At 58.3% G+C, this 24,524-nt stretch carries 19 protein-coding genes; 8 read left to right on the top strand and 11 right to left on the bottom strand.

The window, feature by feature from the left end; genetic code table 11:
- Positions 1 to 45: 45 nt before the first annotated feature.
- The 3 genes from pflB to ABCP74_RS08050 form a co-directional block, all read right to left on the bottom strand.
- Positions 46 to 2,097, bottom strand: coding sequence for a formate C-acetyltransferase (pflB, locus tag ABCP74_RS08060; RefSeq protein ID WP_343001501.1), 2,052 nt, complete (start codon positions 2,095 to 2,097; stop codon positions 46 to 48).
- Between the two features lie 468 nt (positions 2,098 to 2,565).
- Positions 2,566 to 3,582 (bottom strand): 2-keto-3-deoxygluconate permease, encoded by a 1,017-nt coding sequence (locus ABCP74_RS08055; RefSeq protein WP_343001500.1) that lies wholly within the window; start codon positions 3,580 to 3,582, stop codon positions 2,566 to 2,568.
- 108 nt (positions 3,583 to 3,690) lie between these two features.
- Entirely contained in the window at positions 3,691 to 4,440 is a 750-nt protein-coding gene (locus ABCP74_RS08050) for an SDR family NAD(P)-dependent oxidoreductase (protein ID WP_118066227.1), read from the bottom strand.
- A gap of 364 nt (positions 4,441 to 4,804) precedes the next feature.
- Here ABCP74_RS08050 and ABCP74_RS08045 point away from each other — a divergent pair, with 364 nt between their 5' ends.
- Genes ABCP74_RS08045 through ABCP74_RS08035 form a run of 3 tightly spaced genes read left to right on the top strand, consistent with a single transcriptional unit; the run spans position 4,805 to position 9,473 of the window.
- Positions 4,805 to 5,254 carry a MarR family winged helix-turn-helix transcriptional regulator gene (locus ABCP74_RS08045; protein ID WP_343001499.1) on the top strand — a complete coding sequence of 150 codons (450 nt, stop codon included), beginning with the start codon at positions 4,805 to 4,807 and terminating at the stop codon, positions 5,252 to 5,254.
- Positions 5,251 to 7,617 (top strand): ABC transporter ATP-binding protein, encoded by a 2,367-nt coding sequence (locus tag ABCP74_RS08040; protein WP_343001498.1) that lies wholly within the window; start codon positions 5,251 to 5,253, stop codon positions 7,615 to 7,617. Before ABCP74_RS08045 ends, ABCP74_RS08040 begins: the two co-directional genes overlap by 4 nt.
- On the top strand, positions 7,617 to 9,473 hold the full coding sequence (locus ABCP74_RS08035; RefSeq protein WP_343001497.1) for an ABC transporter ATP-binding protein: 1,857 nt from the start codon (positions 7,617 to 7,619) through the stop codon (positions 9,471 to 9,473). Before ABCP74_RS08040 ends, ABCP74_RS08035 begins: the two co-directional genes overlap by 1 nt.
- 86 nt (positions 9,474 to 9,559) lie before the next feature.
- Here ABCP74_RS08035 and ABCP74_RS08030 read toward each other — a convergent pair whose 3' ends face one another.
- From ABCP74_RS08030 to ABCP74_RS08005, 6 genes are all read right to left on the bottom strand, one after another.
- Positions 9,560 to 10,009: a hypothetical protein gene (locus ABCP74_RS08030; protein WP_343001496.1), complete on the bottom strand. Its 450-nt coding sequence runs from the start codon at positions 10,007 to 10,009 to the stop codon at positions 9,560 to 9,562.
- Between the two features lie 31 nt (positions 10,010 to 10,040).
- On the bottom strand, positions 10,041 to 10,313 hold the full coding sequence (locus ABCP74_RS08025) for an HPr family phosphocarrier protein (RefSeq protein WP_343001495.1): 273 nt from the start codon (positions 10,311 to 10,313) through the stop codon (positions 10,041 to 10,043).
- A gap of 78 nt (positions 10,314 to 10,391) precedes the next feature.
- Positions 10,392 to 11,930, bottom strand: a complete 1,539-nt coding sequence (locus tag ABCP74_RS08020) for a glycoside hydrolase family 1 protein (protein ID WP_343001494.1) — start codon at positions 11,928 to 11,930, stop codon at positions 10,392 to 10,394.
- A gap of 82 nt (positions 11,931 to 12,012) precedes the next feature.
- Complete coding sequence (locus ABCP74_RS08015) at positions 12,013 to 12,342, bottom strand: PTS lactose/cellobiose transporter subunit IIA (RefSeq protein ID WP_343001493.1); 330 nt, start codon at positions 12,340 to 12,342, stop codon at positions 12,013 to 12,015.
- Between the two features lie 90 nt (positions 12,343 to 12,432).
- Complete coding sequence (locus tag ABCP74_RS08010; RefSeq protein WP_343001492.1) at positions 12,433 to 13,746, bottom strand: PTS sugar transporter subunit IIC; 1,314 nt, start codon at positions 13,744 to 13,746, stop codon at positions 12,433 to 12,435.
- Between the two features lie 11 nt (positions 13,747 to 13,757).
- Complete coding sequence (locus tag ABCP74_RS08005; RefSeq protein WP_343001491.1) at positions 13,758 to 14,087, bottom strand: PTS sugar transporter subunit IIB; 330 nt, start codon at positions 14,085 to 14,087, stop codon at positions 13,758 to 13,760.
- A gap of 346 nt (positions 14,088 to 14,433) precedes the next feature.
- Between ABCP74_RS08005 and ABCP74_RS08000 the strand changes: the two genes are divergently transcribed.
- Complete coding sequence (locus tag ABCP74_RS08000) at positions 14,434 to 16,422, top strand: BglG family transcription antiterminator (protein WP_343001490.1); 1,989 nt, start codon at positions 14,434 to 14,436, stop codon at positions 16,420 to 16,422.
- 190 nt (positions 16,423 to 16,612) lie between these two features.
- Positions 16,613 to 17,644 carry a 3-deoxy-7-phosphoheptulonate synthase gene (locus ABCP74_RS07995; RefSeq protein ID WP_343001488.1) on the top strand — a complete coding sequence of 344 codons (1,032 nt, stop codon included), beginning with the start codon at positions 16,613 to 16,615 and terminating at the stop codon, positions 17,642 to 17,644.
- Positions 17,645 to 18,127: 483 nt separating this feature from the next.
- Here ABCP74_RS07995 and ABCP74_RS07990 read toward each other — a convergent pair whose 3' ends face one another.
- Entirely contained in the window at positions 18,128 to 20,329 is a 2,202-nt protein-coding gene (locus tag ABCP74_RS07990; protein ID WP_343011771.1) for an FtsX-like permease family protein, read from the bottom strand.
- Entirely contained in the window at positions 20,319 to 21,104 is a 786-nt protein-coding gene (locus ABCP74_RS07985; protein ID WP_343001484.1) for an ABC transporter ATP-binding protein, read from the bottom strand. Before ABCP74_RS07985 ends, ABCP74_RS07990 begins: the two co-directional genes overlap by 11 nt.
- Positions 21,105 to 21,252: 148 nt before the next feature.
- Between ABCP74_RS07985 and vsr the strand changes: the two genes are divergently transcribed.
- The 3 genes from vsr to ABCP74_RS07970 all read left to right on the top strand — a co-directional run bounded on the left by vsr (position 21,253) and on the right by ABCP74_RS07970 (position 24,347).
- Positions 21,253 to 22,239 carry a DNA mismatch endonuclease Vsr gene (vsr, locus tag ABCP74_RS07980; protein ID WP_343001483.1) on the top strand — a complete coding sequence of 329 codons (987 nt, stop codon included), beginning with the start codon at positions 21,253 to 21,255 and terminating at the stop codon, positions 22,237 to 22,239.
- Between the two features lie 498 nt (positions 22,240 to 22,737).
- A complete protein-coding gene (locus ABCP74_RS07975; protein ID WP_343001482.1) occupies positions 22,738 to 23,667 on the top strand; it encodes an AraC family transcriptional regulator in 930 nt (309 codons plus the stop codon).
- A 56-nt stretch (positions 23,668 to 23,723) separates the two neighbouring features.
- Positions 23,724 to 24,347, top strand: coding sequence for an HAD family hydrolase (locus ABCP74_RS07970; RefSeq protein ID WP_343001481.1), 624 nt, complete (start codon positions 23,724 to 23,726; stop codon positions 24,345 to 24,347).
- Positions 24,348 to 24,524: the final 177 nt, after the last annotated feature.

Genomic DNA, 24,524 nt, shown 5'->3' with positions numbered 1-24,524 from the left:
CGCGCTAATCAGTAATCGTTATTGTTAGTATAGCACTAACAATAGTTACTCGCCCAGCTGATCAAGGTCGATATCGCCAAAGAACACCTGGTCCTCCTTGCCGAGCGCACTCGGAATGATGGAGAAGGTGTTGGAGATGCCGTCCTGAGCATCGCGGAACGGGAGCTTGGAAACCGAAGACAGCGAAGCGATGGCGCCGTGGCTATCGCGCTTGTGCATGGGGTTAGCACCCGGGGCGAACGGCTGGCCAGCCTTGCGGCCGTCGGGCGTGGAGCCGGTCTTCTTACCGTACACGACGTTGGAGGTAATGGTCAGAACCGAGGTCGTGGGCACGGAGTTGCGGTAGGTGTCGTTCATGCGGATGTACTCCATGAACTGGTGCACAACGTCGTGAGCGATCTGGTCGACGCGGTCGTCGTCATTGCCGTACTTGGGGAACTCGCCCTCGGTCTCGAAGTCGACGATGATGCCGTTCTCGTCACGGACGGGGTGGACCTTGGCGTACTTGATGGCGGACAGGGAGTCAGCCACGACGGAAAGGCCAGCGATGCCCGTAGCGAACCAGCGGTGCACGTGCTTGTCGTGCAGAGCCATCTGGATGCGCTCGTAGCAATACTTGTCGTGCATGTAGTGAATGATGTTCAGCGAGTTGACGTACACGCCAGCGAGCCACTTCATCATGTCGTTGTACTTGGCCACAACATCGTCGTAATCGAGCGTATCGCCCTCGACGGCGCGGTACTTGGGGCCGACCTGCTTCTTGGAGACCTCGTCGACGCCGCCGTTGAGTGCGTAGAGCAGGCACTTGGCCAGGTTGGCACGGGCGCCGAAGAACTGCATCTCCTTGCCGATGCGCATGGAGGACACGCAGCAGGCGATGCCGTAGTCGTCGCCGTGATAGACGCGCATGAGGTCGTCGTTCTCGTACTGGATCGAGGAGCTGGCGACAGAAGTCTTGGCGCAGAACTTCTTGAAGTTCTCGGGCAGACGGGTCGACCACAGAACGGTCATGTTGGGCTCGGGGCTGGTACCCATGTTCTCGAGCGTGTGCAGGTAGCGGTAGCTCATCTTGGTAACGAGCGTACGGCCGTCAACACCCATGCCGCCGATGGACTCGGTGACCCACTGCGGGTCGCCGGTGAACAGGGCCTGGTACTCGGGAGTACGGGCGAACTTGACCATGCGGAGCTTCATGATGAAGTGATCCACGAACTCCTGGATCTGCTCCTCGGTGAAGGTACCGTTGGCAAGGTCGCGCTCAGCATAGATGTCAATGAACGTAGAGGTACGGCCGATGGACATAGCGGCGCCGTTCTGCTCCTTGACGGCAGCAAGGTAGGCGAAGTACATCCACTGGATGGCCTCCTGCGTGTTGGCAGCAGGATTGGAAATGTCGAAACCATAGGTCTCGGCCATCATCTTGAGCTCGCCGAGGGCGCGGATCTGCTCCTGCAGCTCCTCGCGGTCGCGGATGTTGTCGGCAGTCATGACCGTCGGGGTGGAAGCCTTCTGGGCCTCCTTGTCCTTGATCAGGTAGTCGACACCGTACAGGGCGACACGACGGTAGTCGCCGATGATGCGGCCGCGGCCATAGCCATCGGGCAGACCGGTGATGATGTGAGCCGAGCGGCAAGCACGCATCTCGGGGGTGTAGACATCGAAGACGCCAGCGTTGTGGGTCTTGCGCTCGAAGGTGTAGCGCTCGACAACGTTCTCGTCGACCTTGTAGCCGTGCTGGCTGGCAGCCTGGCAAGCGATGCGGATACCACCGTTGACGTGCAGAGCGCGCTTGAGCGGCTTGTCGGTCTGGAGGCCAACAATGGTCTCCTTCTCGCGGTGGGCGTTATCGATGTAGCCAGCGGGGTGGCTCACGATACCCGTGACGGTCTTGGTGTCCATATCGAGGACACCACCCTGCTCGCGCTCCTTAAGCAGCAGGTCGAGAACCTCGCCCCACAGCTCCTTGGTACGCTCGGTCGGGCCGACGAGGAACGACTCGTCGCCCTCGTAGGGGGTGTAATTCTTCTGGATGAAGTCTCGGACGTCAACCTCTCCCGTCCAGATGCCTTCCTTGAAGCCTTCCCATGCCTCCTGCATTGTGTAACCACGCTCCTAGTTACGTGTAATGCGGCGCTCTCTCACACCGCTGCTTATTGAATTCTTGAATTTTCGGCTTGCACTACCGGCTTCTTCCGTTCTTCACCACACGTTGGTGCAGGAAAAACGTTTGTCCACCTTGGAACTACAACCCAAAACCCAAGATTTCACCCGTTTGAGAAGGATAACATAGCGACCCCCTTCATCTGGGCTGTTATATGTTTCTTTTTTTATATCATAAGGGCGTTTTTTACAAACCCGCAGGAAATGCGAGCGTGAACAACTACCGTTCACCGATTTGTTTGGTTTTTTTCCTTGCCTTTATACGTCCGTCACTCTAGCTGTTATGCCAGCTTTACCAGGATAAAGTGTCCCAGGGACCCTTCAGAAACTGAAGGGCGGCCACGGGATTTCCCCTGCGGCCGCCCTGTGGCGTGGCTATTTTTTAGCTTTGATTGCCGCTTGGCATTAGGCGGCTGCGGAGGCCTTGTCGGTCGTTGCCTTGCCGTTGCTCTGCTGGCCCTCAAAATGCTTGTAGCACCAGCTGGTAACGAGCGGGGTCAAAATGGCCGTCACGATAGCGCATGCTGCAACCTGCGCCGTAGCCGTCGCGAGCACGGCGCCACCGTACATGGCCGCGTTGACGCTCGCCATGGCGGCAGGCGTGGCCACATTGGCTCCGGCGCAGCTCGAAATGGCTGCACCTGCGACACCCGTGCCACCCGTGAGCTTATCGACCGCGATGACGGGAATTGCAAAGACCACAGAGCAGATCACGCCGAGCAGAATACCGGGAAGACCGCCATTAATGAGCTGGCCAAAGGTCATGGTCGAGCCCATGGCAAAGAAGACGAGCACGATGATGGCGGAAAGCGCAGGAGCCATCATCTTTTTAAAGCTGGGGAACAGGTTGCCCAGGATAATACCGACGACGATCGGCAGGATGGCGCCCACGAGCGACCAGCCAATCGGAGCCTGACCGGCGGCGCCGAGCACGATCATAGTAACCGGAGGGCCGACAACGAGCGTGGTGATGGCGACGGCGCCACGCTCGGCCTCGTTGCCCATGGTGCCCATCAGTCCAGCGTACATAGCGTTGTTGGCACCCGTGCAAGCGGCCAGCATCACCATGGCAGAGATGCCAAACAAGTTGTCGTTGAACACATAAAGGATGAGCAGCGACACGGCAACGACCACGATTTGCTTGACGGCAATGATAATGGCGCCGCGGGCAGCGGCGGCAGGAGCGCTCTTAAACGAAATCGTCGTACCGACGATGAGCAAAAAGGCGCCAACAAGCGGGCCTGCGCCCTGCTGGGTCATGCCGAGCGTAAAGCTACCGAGCGTTTTAAACAGGTCGGGGAATAGCGTGTTGAGCAGGCAGCCCAACAGAAGCGGCACCAAGATATTGGCGCCCGGGATGGTGGACATCTTAAAGAACGGCTCTTTTGTTGCCGGCGCCTCCACCGCAGTCGATTCACTCATTTATATCTCCTTTTGATGCGTGCCGCACGCGGCCGCACGCTCCTTTGTCAGAAAGAAGGCGACGGTCCCGAGTCGCAGGAGCCGTCGCCGAATAATCGTCGCGGGGTATTACCCGTCCAGAACGATGCCACCGTCGCAGTCACCGATCTCGCCGTTTACGAAGCTGGCAAGGTCGGAAGCGAAGAACAGCACCATCTGTGCAGGCTCGCTGGCCTGGGCGGCGCGGCCCAGAGGGATACCGTTAATGATGCGCTGAGAGTTCTCGTCAGAAAGAATCGAGGTCATATCGGTCAACGTGAGCGACGGGCATACAGCGTTGCAGCGGACGCCAAACTTGCCGCCTTCCTTGGCGACTGCCTTGGTTAGACCGTTAACACCTGCTTTGGAGCTGGCGTAGGCAGCGGTGCCGAGCAGGCCACCACCGATCTTGCCCGCAACGGAACTCACGTTGACGATAGTGCCGGCATGGGCCGCCTTAAAGTGCGGGTACACGGCATTCATCATAGTGAAGGTACCGTTGAGGTTGATGTCGATGGTGCGACGCCACTCGGTGTCATCGATCTCGTCGAACTTCTTGGTGCTGATAACGCCAGCGCAGTTAATCAGGATGTTGGTTTGCGGCAGGTCTGCGAAAATCTGTTCGACGGTCTCGCGCGCCTTGGGCGCATCAGCGACATCGAGCTGATAAAACTTGTTGCCCTCGCCAAGCTCGGCCACAGCGGCCTCGCCCTTAGCAGCGTTCCTTGCGATGAGCGCGACATGTCCGCCGCCCGCGACGATGCCCTTGGCGATCTCGAGGCCAATGCCCTGAGTGCCGCCCGTGACAATCGCGGTCTTGCCCGTGAAGTCAAATGCCATGACTCCATCCCCCTTTATATAAGGTGTCTCCTCGCGGGAAGTTGGAGCATCGCACGTGGCGATTATATGAGTCCCAGTCGTCATGGTGGTGACAACCCCTCGCCTAACCGCGTGCATGATAGTTCTTTGAAACGCTGCAATTCTTGAATGATTTTAATTCTTTATGCGTTCTTTATATTGCCTAGCAACCAGGTAGTTTTTGGGACATGCCTAGAGATCTGCCCTTAACTTTGCTGGCACCGACGGTGTACGGAGATCGCCTAAAGGCAGTTTTCTAGGCATGTCCCAAAAATCTTCCGTATAGGGCGCGCGTGCAGGGGTATCATCTTCCACCGAAAATAGTTTCTAGTGTTAGGGGTTTTCGGTGGAAGATACCGATTTCCATGAGCTTGGACGCCAACTCCTTACCGAGTTTGGCAGCATGCATCAGCGCGTTTCGCGCTTTGCGGACAAAGCTCTCGGCGGCGAGATGGCCGTCATGCGCGCCCTCATGCTCGCTGGCGGTTCGCTCACGCCGAGCGAACTCGCAGATCGCGCCTGGGTCTCGAGTGCCCGCATCGCCAATATCCTACGCGCTCTCGAAGCCAAGGGCTGGGTCGAGCGCGAGCACTCAAAGACCGACCGTCGTCGCGTACACGTCACGGTGACCGACAAGGGATTCCATGATCTCGAAATCAAGCGTCGGGAATTCGAGGACCGCACCGCGGCCTTCCTCGAGCAGTTCGGCGAAACAGATACCCAAGAGATGGTGCGTCTTCTAAGACGTGCCAACGAAATTATCGACCACAACCAAGAAAGGAGAGATGCCGAGTGAGGATTCTCAAGCTCTTTAAAAAGCATGTCCTGGCACTGTTCGCAGCTATCGTACTTATCGTAATCAGCTGCAACGCCGATCTGGCGCTGCCTACCTATATGAGCGACATCGTCGACGTGGGCGTGCAGCAAGGCGGCATCGCCTCGCCCGTGCCCGACACCATTCGCGCCGAATCGCTCGACGACCTCGAACTCTTTATGAGCGCCAAGGACGCCAAGGCTGTGGAGGCCGTGTTTAGCAAGGCGGACAATAACGGCATTCGAACGTACAAGGGCACCGAGGAGGAGCGTGCCGACGGCGGCAAGATTGCCGACATCATGAGCCTGCCCGAGACTGTCGTCCTTTCGTTCAACCAGGGTATTGACGCCAACTCCATGGGTGACATGATGGGCACGTCCGGTGAGAAAGACAACAGCGGCGCCCAGGCCATGCCCACGCCCGAGCAGATGGCGGCGATGACGCCCGAGCAACTCGCCGAGATGCAGCAGAAGGCCGCTGCGGCGCAGAACATGCAAAAACAGATTGATGCCGACGGTGGCAAGATCACCATGAAGAGCCTGCGTCTAGGCGTTGAAGGCGGCCTAATCGACCAGGGCAAGCTCGTCGAGGGCGCCAACCAAATGGCGGACAAAATGGGCTCCATGTCGGGCTCCATCGTCACCCAGCGCGCCGTGAGCTATGTACAGGACGAGTACAAGGCGCAGGGCATCGACCCCGCCGACGTGCAGAACGCCTACCTGAGCCGCATGGCGACCACGATGTTTGGACTGTGCCTCGTGTCGCTCGTCGCCACCATCCTGACCGGTGCCGTGGCTTCGCGCACCGCCTGCTCCATCGCCCGCGACCTGCGCCGCGAGACCTTCAACAAGGTTATGCACTTCTCGCCGGCCGAGGTGGGCAAGTTTAGCCAGGCCTCGCTCATCACCCGCTGCACCAACGACATTCAGCAAATCCAGATGGCCGCAACTCTGTTTATCCGCATGTGTCTGATGGCCCCCGTCATGGGCATCGTCGCCGTCATGCGCGTCCTGGCCAACCATACCGGCCTGGAGTGGACCATCGCCGTTGCCATCATCGCGGTCTCGGCCGTCGTCGGCGTGCTTATGGGCCTCACCATGCCCAAGTTCAAAAAGATGCAAAGCTTTGTTGACCGCGTGAACCTTACCGCCCGCGAGCTGCTCGACGGCCTTATGCCCATCCGCTCGTTCAACCGCGAGGAGCATGAGCTCGAGCGTTTTGACAAGGCTTCGCTCGACCTGATGACCACGCAGCTCTACACCAACCGCGCCATGAGCTTTATGATGCCGCTCATGATGCTCGTCATGAACTGCATCACCGTGCTTATCGTCTGGTTTGGCGCGCAGGGCGTGTCCGACGGCGTGATGCAGGTCGGCAACATGATGGCGTTTATCTCCTATACCATGCAGATCGTCATGGCGTTTATGATCCTCACCATGGTTTCGGTCATCCTGCCCCGCGCCGAGGTCGCAGCCGAGCGCGTGGAAGAGGTCGTCACCTGCCCTACGAGTATCAACGACCCTGTCTCGCCCAAACTGCCTGCTGCCAGCGCGCCGCGCGGCGAGCTCACCTTCCGCGACGTGAGCTTCCAGTATCCCGATGCCCGCGCCGACGTCATCAGCGGCGTGAACTTCACCACGCATGCCGGTCAGATGCTCGGCATTATTGGCTCCACGGGCTCGGGCAAGTCCACGCTCGTGCAGCTGATTCCGCGCCTGTACGACGTCACGGGCGGCAGCATTTCGCTCGACGGTATCGACGTGCGCGACATGACCCTTTCCGAGCTGCGCCGCCGCATCGGTTATATTCCGCAGCAGGGTCGTCTGTTCTCGGGTACCGTTGAGAGCAACCTCAAGTTTGCGGGCGACATGGTGAGTGACGAGGATATGCGCCAGGCAGCACGCGTCGCCCAGGCGGAGGACTTTATCGCCGAGCGCGAGGACGGGTACGACTCCCCTATCAGCCAGGGCGGCTCCAATGTTTCGGGTGGTCAGCGCCAGCGTCTGGCCATCGCCCGCGCGTTGGCCAAAAAGCCCGAGATCGTGGTGTTCGATGACTCGTTTAGTGCCCTCGACTACAAGACCGACGCGCGCCTACGCGAGGAGCTGGCCAAAAACGTTACCGACGCCGCGCTCGTGGTCGTAGCCCAGCGCATCGCGACCATCATGCACGCCGACCAGATCATCGTGCTCGACGACGGCCACGTAGTGGGCACCGGCACGCACGAGGAGCTGCTGCGCAGCTGCCCGGCGTATCTGGAGATCGCACAGTCGCAGCTTTCCGCCGAGGAGCTGGGGCTTACCCAAGAAGAAATTGCAGCCGTCATGGAAGGAGGCGAGCGCTAATGGCAGACGAGACCAAGACTCAGATTCCCAAGCCCACCCGCCAACGTGGTCCCATGGGCCGCATGGGCGGCATGCGTCGCGGCGAAAAGGCCAAGGACTTTAAGGGCACCATGAGGCAGCTGCTCGGCTATATCGGCCAACACAAGATTGCCGTGTTTGCCGCCGTCGCCTTTGCCGTGTGCTCGGTCATCTTTAACATTGTGGGACCCAAGGTGCTCGGCCAGGTTACGACCAAGCTGTTCGAAGGCCTGGTCGCCAAGGTCAACGGCACCGGCGACGTTGACTTTGACTGGATCGCCAAGACGCTCGGCTTTTTGCTCTGCCTGTATCTGGCGAGCTCTGTCTGCAGCCTGGTCCAGGGCTGGCTCATGACCGGCGTCACGCAAAAGATCTGCTACCGCATGCGCAAGGAAATCGCCGCCAAGGTTGCCGTCGTGCCGATGAGTTACTTCAACGGCCACAGCAAGGGAGACGTACTCAGCCGCATCACCAACGACGTCGATACGCTGGGTCAGTCGCTCAACCAGAGCGTGACGCAGCTCATCACGTCGGTGACGCAGATTATCGGCGTGCTCGTCATGATGCTTTCGATCAGCCTGCCGCTTACCGGCGTCACCGTGCTCACGCTGCCGGCCGCCGCGATTATCTTGACCGTGATGATTCACTTCTCGCAGCCGTACTTCCGCGAGCAACAGCAGGTTCTGGGCGCCGTCAACGGCATTATCGAGGAGGACTTTGCCGGCCAGAACGTCATTCAGGTGTTCGACCGCGCCGAGGCCTCGATTGAAGAGTTCGACCGTCAAAACGACCGCCTCTTTATTAGTGGCTGGCGCTCGCAGTTCCTGTCGGGCCTGATGATGCCGCTTATGAGCTTGGTGGGCAACATGGGCTACGTGGGCGTCGTCGTGGTGGGCGCGCAGCTCGCGCTGACCGGCAATGCCACGCCCGGCGACATCCAGAGCTTTATCCAGTACGTTCGAAACTTTACGCAACCCGTGCAGCAGCTGGGCAACGTGAGCAACACGATGCAGTCGATGGCTGCCGCTACCGAGCGCGTCTTTGAGTTCCTGGCCGCGCCCGAGGAGAAGCAGAAGGCCGACGCGCAGATTCCCGAGAAGCGCCCCGGCCACGTGGAGTTTGACCATGTCAAGTTTGGCTACACGCCCGACAAGACCATCATCCACGACTTTAGCTGCGAGGCTAAGCCCGGCCAAACCATTGCCATCGTCGGCCCCACCGGCGCCGGCAAGACCACGCTCATTAAGCTGCTGCAGCGCTTTTACGACGTGGACGGCGGTTCGCTGCGCGTCGAAGGCGTCGACGTGCGCGACTGGGACCGCGCGGCGCTGCGCGGCGAGTTTGCCATGGTGTTGCAGGACACCTGGCTGTTTAACGGCACCATCCGCGAAAACATCCGCTACGGACGCCCCGATGCGACCGACGCCGAGGTCGAGGCCGCCGCACGCGCCGCACGCTGCGACCACTTTATCCATACGCTCGCCGGCGGCTACGACTTTATGATCAACGAAGAGGGCACTAACCTGTCGCAGGGTCAACGCCAGCTCGTGACCATCGCCCGTGCCATTTTGGCCGACCGTCCGGCGCTGATTTTGGACGAGGCGACTTCCAACGTCGACACCCGCACCGAGGAGCTTATTCAGCGCGCCATGGATGCGCTGATGCAGGGCCGCACGAGCTTTGTCATCGCGCACCGCCTGTCCACGATCCGCAACGCCGACGTAATCTTGGTAATTCGCGACGGCGACATCGTCGAGAAGGGCACACACGACGAGCTACTCGCCCAGGGTGGCTTCTACGCCGACCTGTATAACTCGCAGTTCGACGAGGCGGCGTAAGCCCAATATCATAACTACAAAAAGATGGCCCGCTGATTACGCAGAATCAGCGGGCCATCTTTTGCCATTGCGCGCTTTAAAACAACCTAGAAGCAATCGCGATAACGTGGCCAGGCAAGGAGTGCCAGGGTCAGCGTCACGCCGATCTGGATGAGCGTCTGTTTGATATCGAGCGTGCCAGTAATCGCTACGGTGCGCAGTAGCGTCACGAATGCCTGGGGCAGACCGCCCAAAAACCAAAGTGCGGCACCGAGCAGCATCTTGTCACCCATTTGGGGCTCAGCGTCACACGCTTCCGTGAGTGCACGATACGCGCGGACCTCAAATGCAATCACCAATGCGATACCGGCGATTGAAACGAAAAGCGAGATTGATGACACTACGGGCACGAGCGGCGGCGCGACCGCACCTGTCGTCGCCTCCATAAGTACAAGCATCCCCGCATACGCGCAGGCCACGCCTGCAAGCGCCAACATGGACCGGCGAGCCTCCTGCCGGCGAACGATTGTCGTCACCCCACGAAACCCTCGAGCCATCGCCCTCTCCCCTCTCATCAAAGCCTTGCGGTTACTCGCCGCAACCGCTCTCGATCAGCTCAACCAGCGCATCGACGGCGGCCTGCTCGTCGGCACCATCGGCCGCAATCTCGACATCGCATCCGCACGCCATCCCCAAACCCATAACCATGAGAATCGACTTAGCATCCTTGGGGTCGCTGCCCTTGGTAACGTTGCGCACGGTCACCTTGCTTCCAAACCCGGATGCCTTCTGAACAAACAATGAGGCAGGGCGGGCATGGATGCCGCTTGCGTTTACAACGGTCGTGGTCTTTGAATACATCCGAGTCCTTCTTTCGATCAAGGTTTCCAAAAGCCGCCGGGACACCCGCCCTACAGGCATCCCGGCGAAGGGGCCGAGCTACTCGACCACGATGTTGTCACTCGCGGTGTCGGCGCCGTTACTGGCGATGAGCTTCTTGTAGTAGAAGAAGCTCTTCTTCTTGCCACGCTTGCCGGTGCCGTCGCCATGGTCGTCCTGATCGACCGAAATCTGGCCATAGCGTTTAGTCATCTCGGAGGTGCCGGAGCTGATCAGGTCGATGGGGCCCCACCAGGCATAACCAAAGACGTCGACACCGTCGAGAATCGCCTGGTGCATTTGCTCGACATGCTCTTTCATGTACTCGATATGCGCGTCGTCGTCGCAATAACCGTTCTCGTCGCGGTTCTCGGTCATGCCGTTACCGTTCTCGGCAATAAAGATCGGCAGGTGGTAGCGATCGTAGATGTGGTTGAGCGTGATGCGGAAGCCCACGGGGTCGATCGGCCAGCCCCACTCGGTCATCTCGAGGTACTGGTTCTTGATCTCGGTAAGCAGCTTACCGCTCGGCTCGGGGGAAATCTTGCCCTTATAGCGCATGATGTAGGTCATGTAGTAGCTGATGGAGATGTAGTCCACCACGCCGGCCTTGAGGGTCTCGAGATCGCCGTCCTCCATCTTGATGTCGACACCGTAGTCGCGGAAGAAGCGCTTTACGTAGTAGGGGTACTCGCCCTTGGCCTGGATATCGGTGAAGAACCAGTTGAAGTGGTCCTCAAACAGCACCTGGAGCTGATCCTCGGGCTTGGAAGTCTCGGCGTAGTTCTCAAGACGGCAGAGCATGTTGCCAATATGTGCCTCGGGGTCGATCTCACGCAGCTTGATGACAGCCTTGGCGGACGCGACAAGCTGGTTGTGCGCGACCTGGAACTTCTCGGGCCAGCGCCCAGCATAGGGGTTGGAGCCGTCTTCCTTCTCATCCCAGATCACGCCGCAGCAGGTGCAGGGGTTGGCATACACGTGGTTAATCTCGTTGAAGGTCATCCAGTACTTGACTTTACCCTTGTAGCGGCGGAAGAGCGTCTCCGCGTAATGCTCGAAAGCGTCGACAACGTGACGGCTCGCGAAACCGTTATACTCCTCTGCCAAGTGGAGCGGCATATCGAAATGGTTGAGGGTAACCATGGGCTCAATGCCGTGCTTGTGGCACTCGTCGAACACCTTATCGTAGAAGGCCAGACCCTCCTCGTTAGGCAGCGCGTCGTCACCGTTTGGGAAAATACGGCTCCAGGAGATGCTCATACGGAAGACGCCGAAGCCCATCTCGCCGAGGAGCGCAATGTCCTCCTTGTAGGTGTGGTAGAAATCAATGCCGCGACGCTTGGGAAAGTCGTAGGCCATCTCGTTTGCCTTGCGAGCGGCAAGGGACTGACGCGTCACGGAGTTGAGCGGTCCGCCCTCGACAATGCCTTCGCGGGCACACGTCTCGCGGTCGAGCAGGATGACGTAGTCCGAGACGGCCGGTCCGCGTCCGCCCTCGTTCCAGGCGCCTTCGACCTGGTTGGCCGCCGTGGCGCCGCCCCAGAGGAAGCCCTCCGGGAAGGCATCGCCAAAGTCATAAGTAGAAAGATCAATCATGCTATGTCCTCATCTCTCAATGGTCGGAATCAATAGGTAACGAGTCGTTTTGAATTTAGAAACGCGCGCGGCTTTCACGGCGCTACTTCGCGGCGAGTGCACGCACGACGGGCATCATTTTCTTGGCCATGTGCAGCTCGGCACTGATGGTCATGAGCGTGTCTTGGGCGTGGACAAAGAGCAACGAGTACTCGACCTCCTCGCCTCCGGCCTGACGCTGGATCATCTCGGTCTGGGACTTATGGGCCTCGAGGATCTTCTCGTCGGCCTCCGCCAGGTGGGCCTCTGCCGCGTCGAAATCGAACTCTGCCAGGGCATCCATCGCCTTATCGATACAGGCACGGCCGTCGCCGGCGTTGATGATGACGCTCATCGCAACGGCGGGAATGTTAATGGGCTCTTCCTCGGCCATCGCGGTCTCCTTTCCTGTGGCCCCGGTCGTTTCCACAACCGGGGCATCGAATGATTACGTAATCCAGGGCAATGGGCCCCGGTGTCTCGCCTACTCGGCGACGGCGGCTACGGCAGCAGCCTCTTTGGCGGCCTTCTTCGCCGCCTTCTTGGCTGCCTTTTCAGCTGCTTTCTCTTCCTCGACCTTGCATTGATAGTTGTCGGCCGCCTTGAAGAACGGGAACCAGAGAATCGCGGCGATCAGCAGGTTCACGCAAACCAGGGCAACGTTGCGAATGTCGCCACCGGACATAAAGAACGCCGAGACAGCATTGGGCAGGAAGTTCATGTCGAAATTCTCAACGTGAAGGCTCGCCCAGCCCATGCTCATCCACAGATAGGCGTTGGCCGGCAGAATGATGGCTTGAAGCACCATAGGGATGAACATGAAGGGGTTGGCAACGATCGTAGAGAACACGAGCGGCTCGTTGATGTTGAACAGAGACGGGACGATCGTGGCGCGACCGAGCGTTTTGTTCTTCTTAGACTTGGCAAAAAGCATGTAGAAAGCCAGCGGGAGCGTGGCGCCCTCGCCGCCGATCATGATGTAGCGAGTAATGCCGTAGGCGTTGATGTTCGTCGGGGTAAGGCCGGCGGCATATGCAGCCATATTCTCGGCAAGGGCGGACTTTTGGATGGACTGCTGGATGGGCGAGAAGACCCAGCCGGAGATGCCGAAGAAATAGAAGGTGTCCATGACGAGCGGAATCGCAATAGTACCGGGGAGCGTCTGGGCAAAGCCGGTGACGGGCGACAGAATGATCGCAACGGCGCCAAAGACGTCAACCTGAAGCATGTTGGTGAAAAGCCACGCAACGAAGAGCGACAGCAAGACGGCGATGATGTTATCGAACCAGTTCTTGACGAAGTCGGGGACCATGCTGTCCTCCGAGAAGAACGTCATACGAGCCATGCGCTTGTAGATGAAGCCCACGACAAAGCCCACAACCATGGCGGTGAACATACCGCCGGCGCCGAACTTGGCCATCTGGAAAACGTAACCGTCTTCAGTGATCGTAGGGTTCATACACAGCATGAAGGCGCCTATACCGGTGAAACCGGCGATCATGCTACGGTCCTTGCGATCTTCCTTAACCGCGACGTTGTGCGGAATGATAAACGCCATGAACAGGCCAACGAGACCGAAGCTGAACGTCGTGAGCGGCGACAGATCGGGGAGCGTCGGGACAAAACGACGGATGATGTTCCAAAGGCTCGGGATTGCCGAAACCATAGAGAAGGGAACGATGTAGAGGACCGCGTCTGAGATGACGCCGAACCAATAAGTTGAGGTAAGCTTGTTCATCACGGGGACGACATGCTCGGTGATCCACGCCTGGACCGCTTCCATGAACTTTTGCAGCATGTTGTCCCCTCCTAGTCTTCGTCAAGCAGGTCGTAAGCATCCTCGAGGATGCTCTCGCCGTCGAGTGCCGCATAGTAATCCGGGTCGATGGCCATGACCTTCACGCCATGAGACGCCACCTGCGCCTGGATCTCGGGCACCTCGGAGGCGAAGTGCGGACCAAGCAGAAGGACATCAATCTTGTCGGCGTAATCCATAATCTCGGACTTGCTGACTGCCTTAATGGTGCAGTTGAGTCCCTTGGACTTTGCCACCTTGCGCATGCCGGCGGCCATGAAACCCGTCGAAGCGCCGATACCGCAAGCGAGGAGAATTCTGACGCATCCGTTCTCGTCTGCCATGAGGGGTACTCCTTTCCCAATAAACGAGTCCGCAGCGGCTCGGTTGCCGCCTCGGTCCTCGTACGTTTGGGGAGACCGTGTCGACCCGGCTTCCCTTGACCGTGACTGCACTATACGGCCTGCCCCTACCCTGCCGCGAACCCTCTTTTTGCCGCATGGCGGCAAAGTGTCAGGTTTTCCGCCATAGCGGCAATGCCGCAGTCTTTCCGTTCATGCGGCAAATTGAGACTTTTTCGCCCACGACCCTCTGCGATACCATGGCGCATGATGACAACATCGGGGCGCTTCATGCCCCGTGGGATGCGCCCTCGGCGGGCGCACGCTTCTATCTCGTTGGGAGTCGGCCGTGGCAAGCGCAAAGCAAAACCGAATCAACCGCATGGTCGATATTCTGGAGCATGCCACTTCATGGGTCTCCGCCTCCATGCTCGCCACCATGCTGGGCGCAAGTGAGCGTTCCATCCGCAACTATGTGACCGAGATCAACGGTCAGGGCGACACAATCATCGAATCGTCTAAGGAAGGCTACCGCCTAGCACATGCTGACGAGGCCCTTTCCTCACCGGCGTGCCCCAGCATTAAGTCCGCACCCGAGCGGGGCGGGGAACCCACGGGCGGCATCGGCATCGATGCCCGCTGCAACTATGTAGCATCGCACCTGGTCAACGCTCGGGAACCGCTCTCGGTCTTCGATCTTGCCGCCGAGCTCTGCATATCCGAAAGCACGCTTGCGAGCGCCGTCATGCCCGAGGTACGCGAACTCGCCGGCCGGTTCAATCTATTCGTCGAGACGCATGATTTCAAGGTAAGCCTCACTGGCCTCGAGCGCAACAAGCGCAAACTACTCGGGCACATCGCCACCCATAACTCTTACGGATATTTCTCATCGACGCGCACGCTCGAGAGTATGTTCCCCAATTTCGACGTCCAGCAGATCCTTGCGAGCCTCGTCGAAATCTGCCAGCGATCCGAACTCTTCATCAACGACTACGCGCTCTCCAACCTGCTCGTCCATCTCATGGTAATCATCATCCGCCTCACCTCGAACAACGAGCTCAGCGAAGTCGATGGCCCCATCGACGGTGACGGCCTCGTAGCGCAGCTCTCCCAACGCGACCAAATCGTTCGCTGTGCGGAGCATATTGCGTCCTATTTCGAGCAGGAGTTCGGTTGCGAGATTCCCCGCGCTGACTTCCAGCAAATCCTCCTGCTGTTGGCGCTTTCGATCGAACGCGTCGAATACCGCGAGCTCGATTTCGAAAAGCTGGCAAGCATCATCGACCCAGCATTCGTGGATACCGTGCTCGAGATCCTCGACGAAACGGGCGCCCGCTACAACATTCCACACTTCATCGACGAACCCATGCGACTGCAACTCGTGCTTCACATGTTCAACGCCTACCAACGCGCCGTCTACCACGTAAGCTATCCCAACCCGCTCGCCTCACAGATCAAGAGCGAATACGCGCCCGTCTACGACATGGCCGTCTACTTAACGCACCGGTTCTCGACCGTCATGAATGTCGAAATCGGCGAAAATGAAATCGCGTTCGTTGCGTTTCACATCGGCGCGTATTTCGAGCGTGTCGCGGCACCCAACAACCTTCTCACCTGCACGGTAATCGTCGAGGACTACCATGACTTCGCGCATAAACTCGTCGACGACCTAGAGATCGCACTCAAAGACGAAGCGCAGATTATCTCGATCATGAGCTGCGACCGTTATCTCTCCGAGCCGCCCGAATGCGACGCCGTCATTACCACCATCGATGTGACCGTCCCCGCCGGATGTGAGAAGATTCTGATCGGACCCATCCTCACCAAGCAGAACCTGCGCAAGGTGCGCGACCGGCTGGCCCGCATCCAAGAAAAGCATCGCCACAACTATGCGCGCACGCTGCTGCGTCATCTGATTAAGCCGGAGCTCTATTGTCGCAACGTCAACGCGACGAACGCCGCAGCCTGCATCGACGAGCTCGGTACTGCCGCAATCGCCGCTGGCTATGTCGATGCCGACTATGTTGCAGACGTCCATCTTCGCGAAGGAGTTTCCTCCACAGCATTCACCGATTGCCTTGCCGTGCCACACGCGATTTCGGTCTACCCGAAACGTTCGTTTATCGCCGTCGCGCATTGCGACACGCCCATCCCCTGGGGACGGCACGACATTCGCTTTGCTCTCATGATCGGCATCACACAGGACGATATGGGGCTTTTCCGAGACGTGCTCGACCTTATCATCGAGGTCTTTAGTAACGTTGAGAACACCATGCGGCTCCTTCAGACAGACGCCTACGACGAATTCGTTGATACTTTCTGCCGCGGCATGTCGTAGACGATGCCCCGTGGCGCCACTCCCTCCCGACATCCTCCGACGTTTACCCAGATAAAACCTGCCAAAATAAACCTGTCCCCTTTTGCGGGTTTCGGGGTAACAAGGGCTTGCACTTTAGCGTGCGACAGCGGATAATGCCGAACACTCAACAATACGCTTATTGCTCTTTCTATAGATTGAGGAGGCCCCTATGGCCATGGAATTCAAACGCAAGTTGCCGATCCCCATGGAGATCCGCGAGGAAATGCCGCTTTCTGCCGAGCTTACCGCCAAAAAGCAGGCATTTGACGCCGAGGTCGCCAAAGTCTTTACCGGCGAGGACGCACGCAAGGTGCTCATCATCGGCCCGTGCTCTGCCGACCGCGAGGATTCGGTCCTCGAATACATGAACCGACTGGCCAAGACCGCCGAGGAGGTCAAGGACAAGCTCATCATCATTCCGCGCGTCTACACCAATAAGCCGCGCACCAAGGGCACCGGTTACAAGGGTCTTCTGCACAACCCCAATCCCGAGGCTCCCGATGACCTGCTCGAGGGCGTCAAGGCAATCCGCCATATGCACCTGCGCGTTATTGAGGAAACGGGCTTCTTCACCGCCGACGAGATGCTCTATCCCTCCAACTACCAGTACCTCGTCGACTTGCTGAGCTATGTTGCCGTGGGCGCACGCTCGGTCGAGAACCAGGAGCATCGCCTGGTGTCGAGCGGCATTTCGGTACCCGTCGGCATGAAGAATCCCACTGCTGGCTCTACCACCGTTATGCTCAACTCCATTTACGCCGCGCAGGCGCACCAGAGCTTCATCTTCCGCAACTGGGAGGTCGAGTGCGACGGCAATCCGCTCGCGCACGCCGTTATGCGTGGCTACATCGGTCTCGATGGGCGCACCTACCCCAATTACCACTACGAGCACCTGGAGCGCCTGGCCGAACGCTACACCGAGCACGCCGGCTATGCCAATCCCGCAGCGATCATCGACTGCAACCACGACAATTCGGGCAAGCGTCCGCTGGAGCAGTATCGCATTTGCAAGGAAGTGCTCGACAGCTGCCGCCGCAACGAGTCCATCTCCAAGCTGGTCAAGGGCTTTATGATCGAGTCTTACCTTGAGGACGGCAACCAGCCGGTCGATGGCGGCGTCTTCGGCAAGTCGATCACCGATCCGTGCCTGGGCTGGGAAAAGACCGACTACCTCATCCACGAGATCGCGGAGCGTATTTAGTTACGCGGTTTTACCAAACGCCGTAACGGCTCGACGCTGCGCGGGCCGCATTTGGACAATCTGACGTTCAACTTCAAGCGCGCGACCAGAAGGTCGGCGCCCTTTCGTTTGATGTGGCAGTTAGGGACGCTCCTTTTCTGCCGGCAGTTTGGGACACTCCTTGGGTAGCCGTTGGGGACGTCCCCAACGACTATCTGGGCAAACGTCCAAACCGCCGTAAGGGAGTTGCCTTCCCTCGCGGCGGTCTTCTAGCAGAAAAACCAAGTGAGTAGGCTTTTTGCAGGAGTCTAAGCACACCCTAAAACGCCACGGCTCTGACCTGCGGTTTTATTGAGCATTTGTCGCGATGTGCTCGGCAGGTTCAAAAAAGTCTACTCACTTGTATCTGAGACGCACCAGATTGGCAAAAACCGCCGCGAAAGGGCCCCTGGTCCCTTCGCGGCGGTCATACGCCTCTGATTTTGCGACCGTTTTGCCCGCTTGTTACTCGCTGTAGCGGGTAGCGATGGCAGCTTGTACCATGCCGGCGCTCATGAGGTAGGTCACCAGGAAGTAGCCACCGTATGCTGCCAGGAAGATTGCGCAGGTGAGGCCCACGGTGCCGCCGATGCTCATATTTCCGAAAATGCTCACCAGCTCGATGATCACCTTAAGTGCCACAAAGGAGTGCGCCAGGCCCACTGCCAGCGGGAACAGGAAGAATACCGCTTGCTGCGCCATCACCGAATGGCGGATCTGGCGGTCGTCGCAGCCGATCTGCGCCAGCACGCGATAGCTGCGGCTGCCGTCGGCCACGTTGGAGAGTTGCTGGATCGACAGAATCGCCGCGCATGCAACGACCAATACAAAGCCGATGTAGATGGCTAGGTAGCTAATAAGACCGTTCATTTGCGCTGCTTGCGTGTACATCACGGAGCGTGTGATGAAGATTCCCCATGACCCCGGCTCCTTGCCGTCAACGAGCAGATTGTCGAGCACAGTGTATTTAATGCTCTCGTCTGCCTCGGTCGTATCCATCCCCTGTTTGTAATTAACGAGCAGGCTACTGGAATACGGCTGCAGATTAAGTTGGGACAACAGCTCGTCGGCAACGACGACGGTACCCGGATTACTGCCCATCGCCGAGTTGGCGATGGCCGCCGTGTCCTTGTCCGACTTATCGGTTGCGGGCTTGAGCTCATGCCCGCCCAAGGTAAGGGTATGGCCGCCGGCCATGTATTTGGTGTACAGGTCGCCCAGCTCACCGCCCATATCACACGTAAGCAGGTACTGGTCGCGGCCAATGCTCACCGGCTCCTCGCCCATCATCTGGCGCAGTTTGTTGTACTGGCTTGCCGGCGTCACAAACAGACCCATCGTATCGGCATTGCTACCCCCGAGCGCCTTGGGAAGCCTTTTGCCCATGGTCTTGCACATCTCACCCGCAGACACCGAAGGGTTCGAACCGCCAAACGGGTAACTCAGATACGAATCGATCTGCACATGCTCACCGGCAACATCGGCGATATTGACCTTCTTGCCGGTCTCGTCGTTGTTGTCCGCCGACTTGCCCTTGCCGTGCCATGCGGAGTACAAATCGACCGTTGTATCGGCCAGCACCATGCGATCGGCCTCAGACGGATTGACATACTCTTTGTAGTAGTCGAGCGTATCGGGCGTGTAATAGACATACGTCTGTGACACGTCAACAGGGTTATAGCGCTCCAGGTTTTCGTTCATCACGTTGGCAATCGACATACCGCACGTCACCGAGGTGATGGCCAAAAACAGGAGCATCGCGATGACGCCCATCGAAAAGCACACCGTGTTGACCTTGGCCGCAAGCTGGCGCACGGTAAACATGTTGAGGCCGCGCCAATACACGCCGCGCAGGCTCTGCAGCAGCTTGATGAGCATGCCTGAGAGTCCCCAGAACAGGGCAAAGGTGCCCACGGTAACCATAGCGGTTGTAATACCAAACTGGTTCATGGCCTCTTGCAGCTTGCTGTCCGTCGCGGTTAGCGGGAACCCATCACGTAGCAGACGGTAATAGGCCACGCCCACAAGCGCCACGCCCACGGCAAAGATGGCAATCGCAATCCAGGGGTTGCGTGTCTTGATGCTCTCGTTGCGACGCTCGGCACCCGTAAGCTCGATGAGTTTTGTACGACGCACGGCGCGAAGGTTCAGCAGTAGCGTGAGCACAAACATTACGAGCATGCAAGCAAGGGTCAGGTTGAACGCATGCACCGAGAAAAAGAAGTGGAAATTGGCGATCTGTGTCTTAAAGAGCGAGGCCGTAAAGAACGTCATGAGCTGGGAGAGTCCCACACCCAGCACAATGCCGGCGACAAAGGCCACCACCGAGACAATCACCGTCTCGAGCGCCATGATCGTGGCGACGCGCCCGCGCCCCATGCCGAGCACCTGGTACAGGCCAAACTCCTTCTTGCGGCGTTTCATGATGAAGTTATTGGCATACACCATCAAAAAGGCCATGACACCGGCCAAAAAGTACGTCAGGTCGCCGAGCATGCTGCCCATAACCTGTGCCAAGCCCTCTTCATCGATTCCGGCGATGTCGACCTGCATCGAGATGGTGTTAAAGGCATAGAAGACCGTGACGCCCAGGGTGAGCGTCAGCAAGTAGACGAGGTAGTCGCGGCCGGCGCGGCGGACGTTGCCCCAAGCGAGTTTACAGAGCATCGGAGCCCTCACCGCCCATCATGGCAACGACCTCCATAATGCGGTCGAAGAACTCTCGGCGGTCGGTGTCGCCGCGGCGCAGCTCGGTGAAGATCTTGCCGTCGCGAATAAACAGCACACGGCTCGTGTAGCTGGCGGCAAAGCTGTCGTGCGTGACCATGAGCACCGTGGCGTGCAGGCGGCGATTGAGGGCCTCCAGGCTCTCGAGCAGCAGACGAGCGCTTTTAGAATCGAGGGCGCCGGTGGGCTCGTCGGCCATGATCATGGTGGGGTCGGTGACGAGCGCGCGAGCCGCGGCAACGCGCTGCTGCTGACCGCCGGACATCTGGTAGGGATACTTGTCGAGCACCTGACTGATGGAGAGGCGCGCTGCCACATCCTGCACGCGGGTCGAGATCTCTGCCGAGTTTGTGCGGGCGATGGTGAGCGGCAGGGCGATGTTCTCGCGTGCCGTGAGCGTATCGAGCAGGTTGGAGTCCTGGAAGATAAAGCCGAGCTCCTCGCGGCGGAACTGCGAAAGCTTAGCCTGCTTCATGCGCGTCACGTCCTGCCCGTTGATGCGGATCGTGCCACTCGTGGCGCTATCAATGGTCGACACGCAGTTGAGCAACGTCGACTTGCCCGAGCCCGAAGCGCCCATGATGCCAACAAATTCGCCGCGGTTGACGGTAAAGCTGACGTCGTTGAGCGCGCGGGTCACGTTGCCCAGCGCTCCATATACCTTTTCGAGATGTGCGACCTCCAGTACCGGGGTCGCCATGTGCGTGGTTTGCATACCGAGTCCTTTCTTGCAATTAGTCTACGGCATCTATAGTCGCAAGAAGACGAGTCGGCTACCATCGATATGGCTTACGCTTGCCTTACCGTTGTGTAAGGTACGGGTAGCTAACCTGCCGCGTGTTGATGTTGAGAGAGGACTCCTGTTGAAGACTGTTCATGTTGCCGCTGGGATCATTCGCAAGGAAGGATCTGACGAGCTGCTTGCCGTGCAGCGCGGCTATGGCGACATGCTGGGACTTTGGGAGTTCCCCGGTGGCAAGCTCATGCGCGGCGAGACGCCCGAGGACGCCGTGCGCCGCGAGCTCATGGAAGAGCTGCAGGTAAAAGTTACCAACCTGCGCGATTTCTATACCGTTGAGTATGACTACCCCGATTTTCATCTCTCCATGGAGTGCTACTACTGCTCGCTCGCCGATGAATCCGATGAGCCCCAGAAGCATGACCGCCAACTCGATATCCGCTGGATTCCGCGCACCTCGCTTGCTACGGTGGAATGGATGCCCGCCGACAAGGGGCTCATTGATGCTCTGATTGAGTTGAAGGAAGATCGGCTTGAGGCAAGCTCCGCCGATGACGCCACGCCCAACACAGCCGACAAACCCGCCACCAAGCCCAAGCGCGCACCTAAGCGCCGCAGCAAGAAGCGTCCCAAGCCCGGCTTGCTCGACGGCATCGATACCTCGGACCTCTCCGCTGACGAGCGCGAACTGGTCCGCCGTCGCGCCGCCATCAAAAAGTCCATGAAGGGCAACAAGCGCGCCAACACCAAGCCCGAGCTGCTCGTACGACAGCGTCTGCGCGCCGCGGGCCTTACAGGCTATCGCTTGGAATGGAAGGTACCCGGCAAACCCGATATCGCCTTCCCCGGACGCAAGATCGCCATCTTCGTCAACGGCTGTTTTTGGCACCGCTGCCCCAAGTGCAACCCTAGCCAGCCCAAGCGCAACGTTGAGTTTTGGGAGGCAAAGTTCCGTCGCAACGTCGAGCGCGACCGAGCAGCCATCAACGCACTCACCCAAATGGGCTGGACACCCATAACCATCTGGGAATGCGAGCTCAAAAAAGACCGCATCGACGCCACGATGGAAAAGGTCATCGAGCAGGTGCGCGCCGCAGAGCCGCAGCGCTAGGAACGAGCCATCCACACGCCCCACACAGGCGAGCCACATCCGCGCCACAAACCTTAGAAAGCCCTTAAGCCCCCAACCTTTCAAAAGTGTTACTCGATACCTCTGACCTGCAGTTTCATCGTAATACCAAACCAGGTTAAGCCTTTCTTTAGCGCTTCTTTGCAGCAGCCGCGGCATAATACTGCCAACGCACGGGACCTAGCAGCACACCCCGTGCGCAACCTTTTGGTGGACATCGAGGAGGCCGCATAAGCATGCATTCTTCCAATGACGCAACACAGCAGCCATCCCTAAAACATGCAGACCTTTTCTCCTTCCCCCCGACACAGAGAGACAGCCTCCTCGACTCCCCCACCACAAAAGCCAAACGCTCAACCGACCAGAGCCACAACTTGCGAGCATCGTTCGAAAAGCTCCAAGCATCCCTAGACAAGGCGTTCCCCGAACAGGCAAGAGCAATCTAAGCCCATCGCGCTTTATACTGATGCCATGCGAAACATGGATCACATAGAATTGCACCGCGGAGGACGCGAGGAAGCGTTTCCCGAGACCGCCGAAGACTGGCCCTATATTGCCGAACGCGCAGAATTCGCTCGCTATCCGGGCAATTCCGTCCCCTGGCACTGGCATTCCGAAGTTGAGCTTTTCTACATGGAGCAGGGAGCGATTGACTATCGAACGCGCGCGGCTCATGAGCACGTACGCTTTGAGGAAGGGTCTGCCGGCTTTATCAACGGCGGCGTTTTGCACAGCACGCTGCAATCACCCAATTCGGCACCAGCCATTCAAATGTTGCATATCTTTCAGCCGTCGATGCTCGGCGATCCCGCGGGACGCCTTCAAAAGCGCTATATCAATCCTTTGCTGCAATGTCGAGGCGTCGATGTGCTCAAATGGTCGCCCACCAACCCCGACGATATGCCCTTTATCGATTTGCTAAAGAGTTCCTTTAACCACGACCTTCAACGGCCGCAGAACGAGATGGCGCTTCGGAATAGCTTGTCAGAGCTCTGGATTCAGATTTACGCCAAGGCCGAACCGCTTTTTTCCTCCGACAACGCCTCTTGGATGACCAACCGCGACGTACAGTTCAAGGCAATCCTGGACTATATCCGCGCAAACTATGCAGCCGCTATAGATGTGCCCCAGATGGCATCTGCAGCCGGCGTAAGCGAAAGAGAGTGTTACCGCATTATCGAAGCTTGCGCAGGAACGACCCCGGCGGCATATCTGCGCGCATACCGCGTAAACCGTGCTTGCAAGCTCTTGGCACACACCACGCGAACGGTACAGACGGTCGCGCGCCAATGCGGCTTTGCGACAGCAAGCCATCTTGGCCAGGTATTTAAAGAACAAATGGGGTGCACTCCTTCGAGCTATCGAGCAGCGAGGCAGAATCTCGATAGCACCAGGCAGAAATCCCGCTAGCCTTTCTTCTGTCACCGCATCAAACTTGCAGGCAAACAACAGAGAGGAGCAACCATATGAAGCACTTTGACCATATCGTATTTGACGTTGATGGGACATTGGCAGATACAGAAGAAAGCGTTCTATCATCGCTTGTCCAGATTGTCCAAGAAGAGACCGGCAAAACGCTCCCCCGACACGAGCTTGAATTTGCCCTCGGCATACCCGGCAAGGATGCCCTTGAGAAACTTGGAATCTACTCGCAGGCAACGTTGAATCGCTGGTGCCAAGTTGCTGCCAGCTTTAAAAGCACCATCAGCGTGTTTCCAGGCTTGCTTGAAGTCATCGCAACACTCGCCAACAACGGCTGCAAACTTGGCATCGTCTCCTCACGTGCGCGCGACGAATACGCAGAAGAAATTGCACCCCTTGGCTTCGATAAGTATTTTGAGCACATCATCCTTGTCGAAGACACAACCGAACATAAACCCGCACCCGCTCCCATGCTCGAATATCTCCGGCGTACGGGCGCGAATCCTGGCAACGTCGTCTACGTTGGCGACACCGTCTACGACGAACAATGCGCAACTTCAGCAGGGGTCAGTTTTGCCAGAGCAGCATGGGGATCACACCAAGATATCCCAAATGCCACCTACAACCTCAAAACCCCCAACGACCTGTTAACCCTAACAACCAAGTAACCCTCCCATCCCAAATTCGCAGTCCTAACGCCACAAGGGCGACGACCTCGAGAAGGTCAACTTGGGAGGGACGAGGGCTTAGTTCCCCAATCTTTCCGCAGGGGGGTGTTCCTATAGTTTTGTCAATTGGGAAATGCTCTCCGTGCGACCGAATCGCGGCATGCTGACGCCAAGCCA

This window comes from Collinsella aerofaciens, from assembly GCF_039062315.1.
GTDB lineage: Bacteria > Actinomycetota > Coriobacteriia > Coriobacteriales > Coriobacteriaceae > Collinsella > Collinsella aerofaciens_BG.
This window is presented reverse-complemented; position numbering and strand designations above follow the sequence as displayed.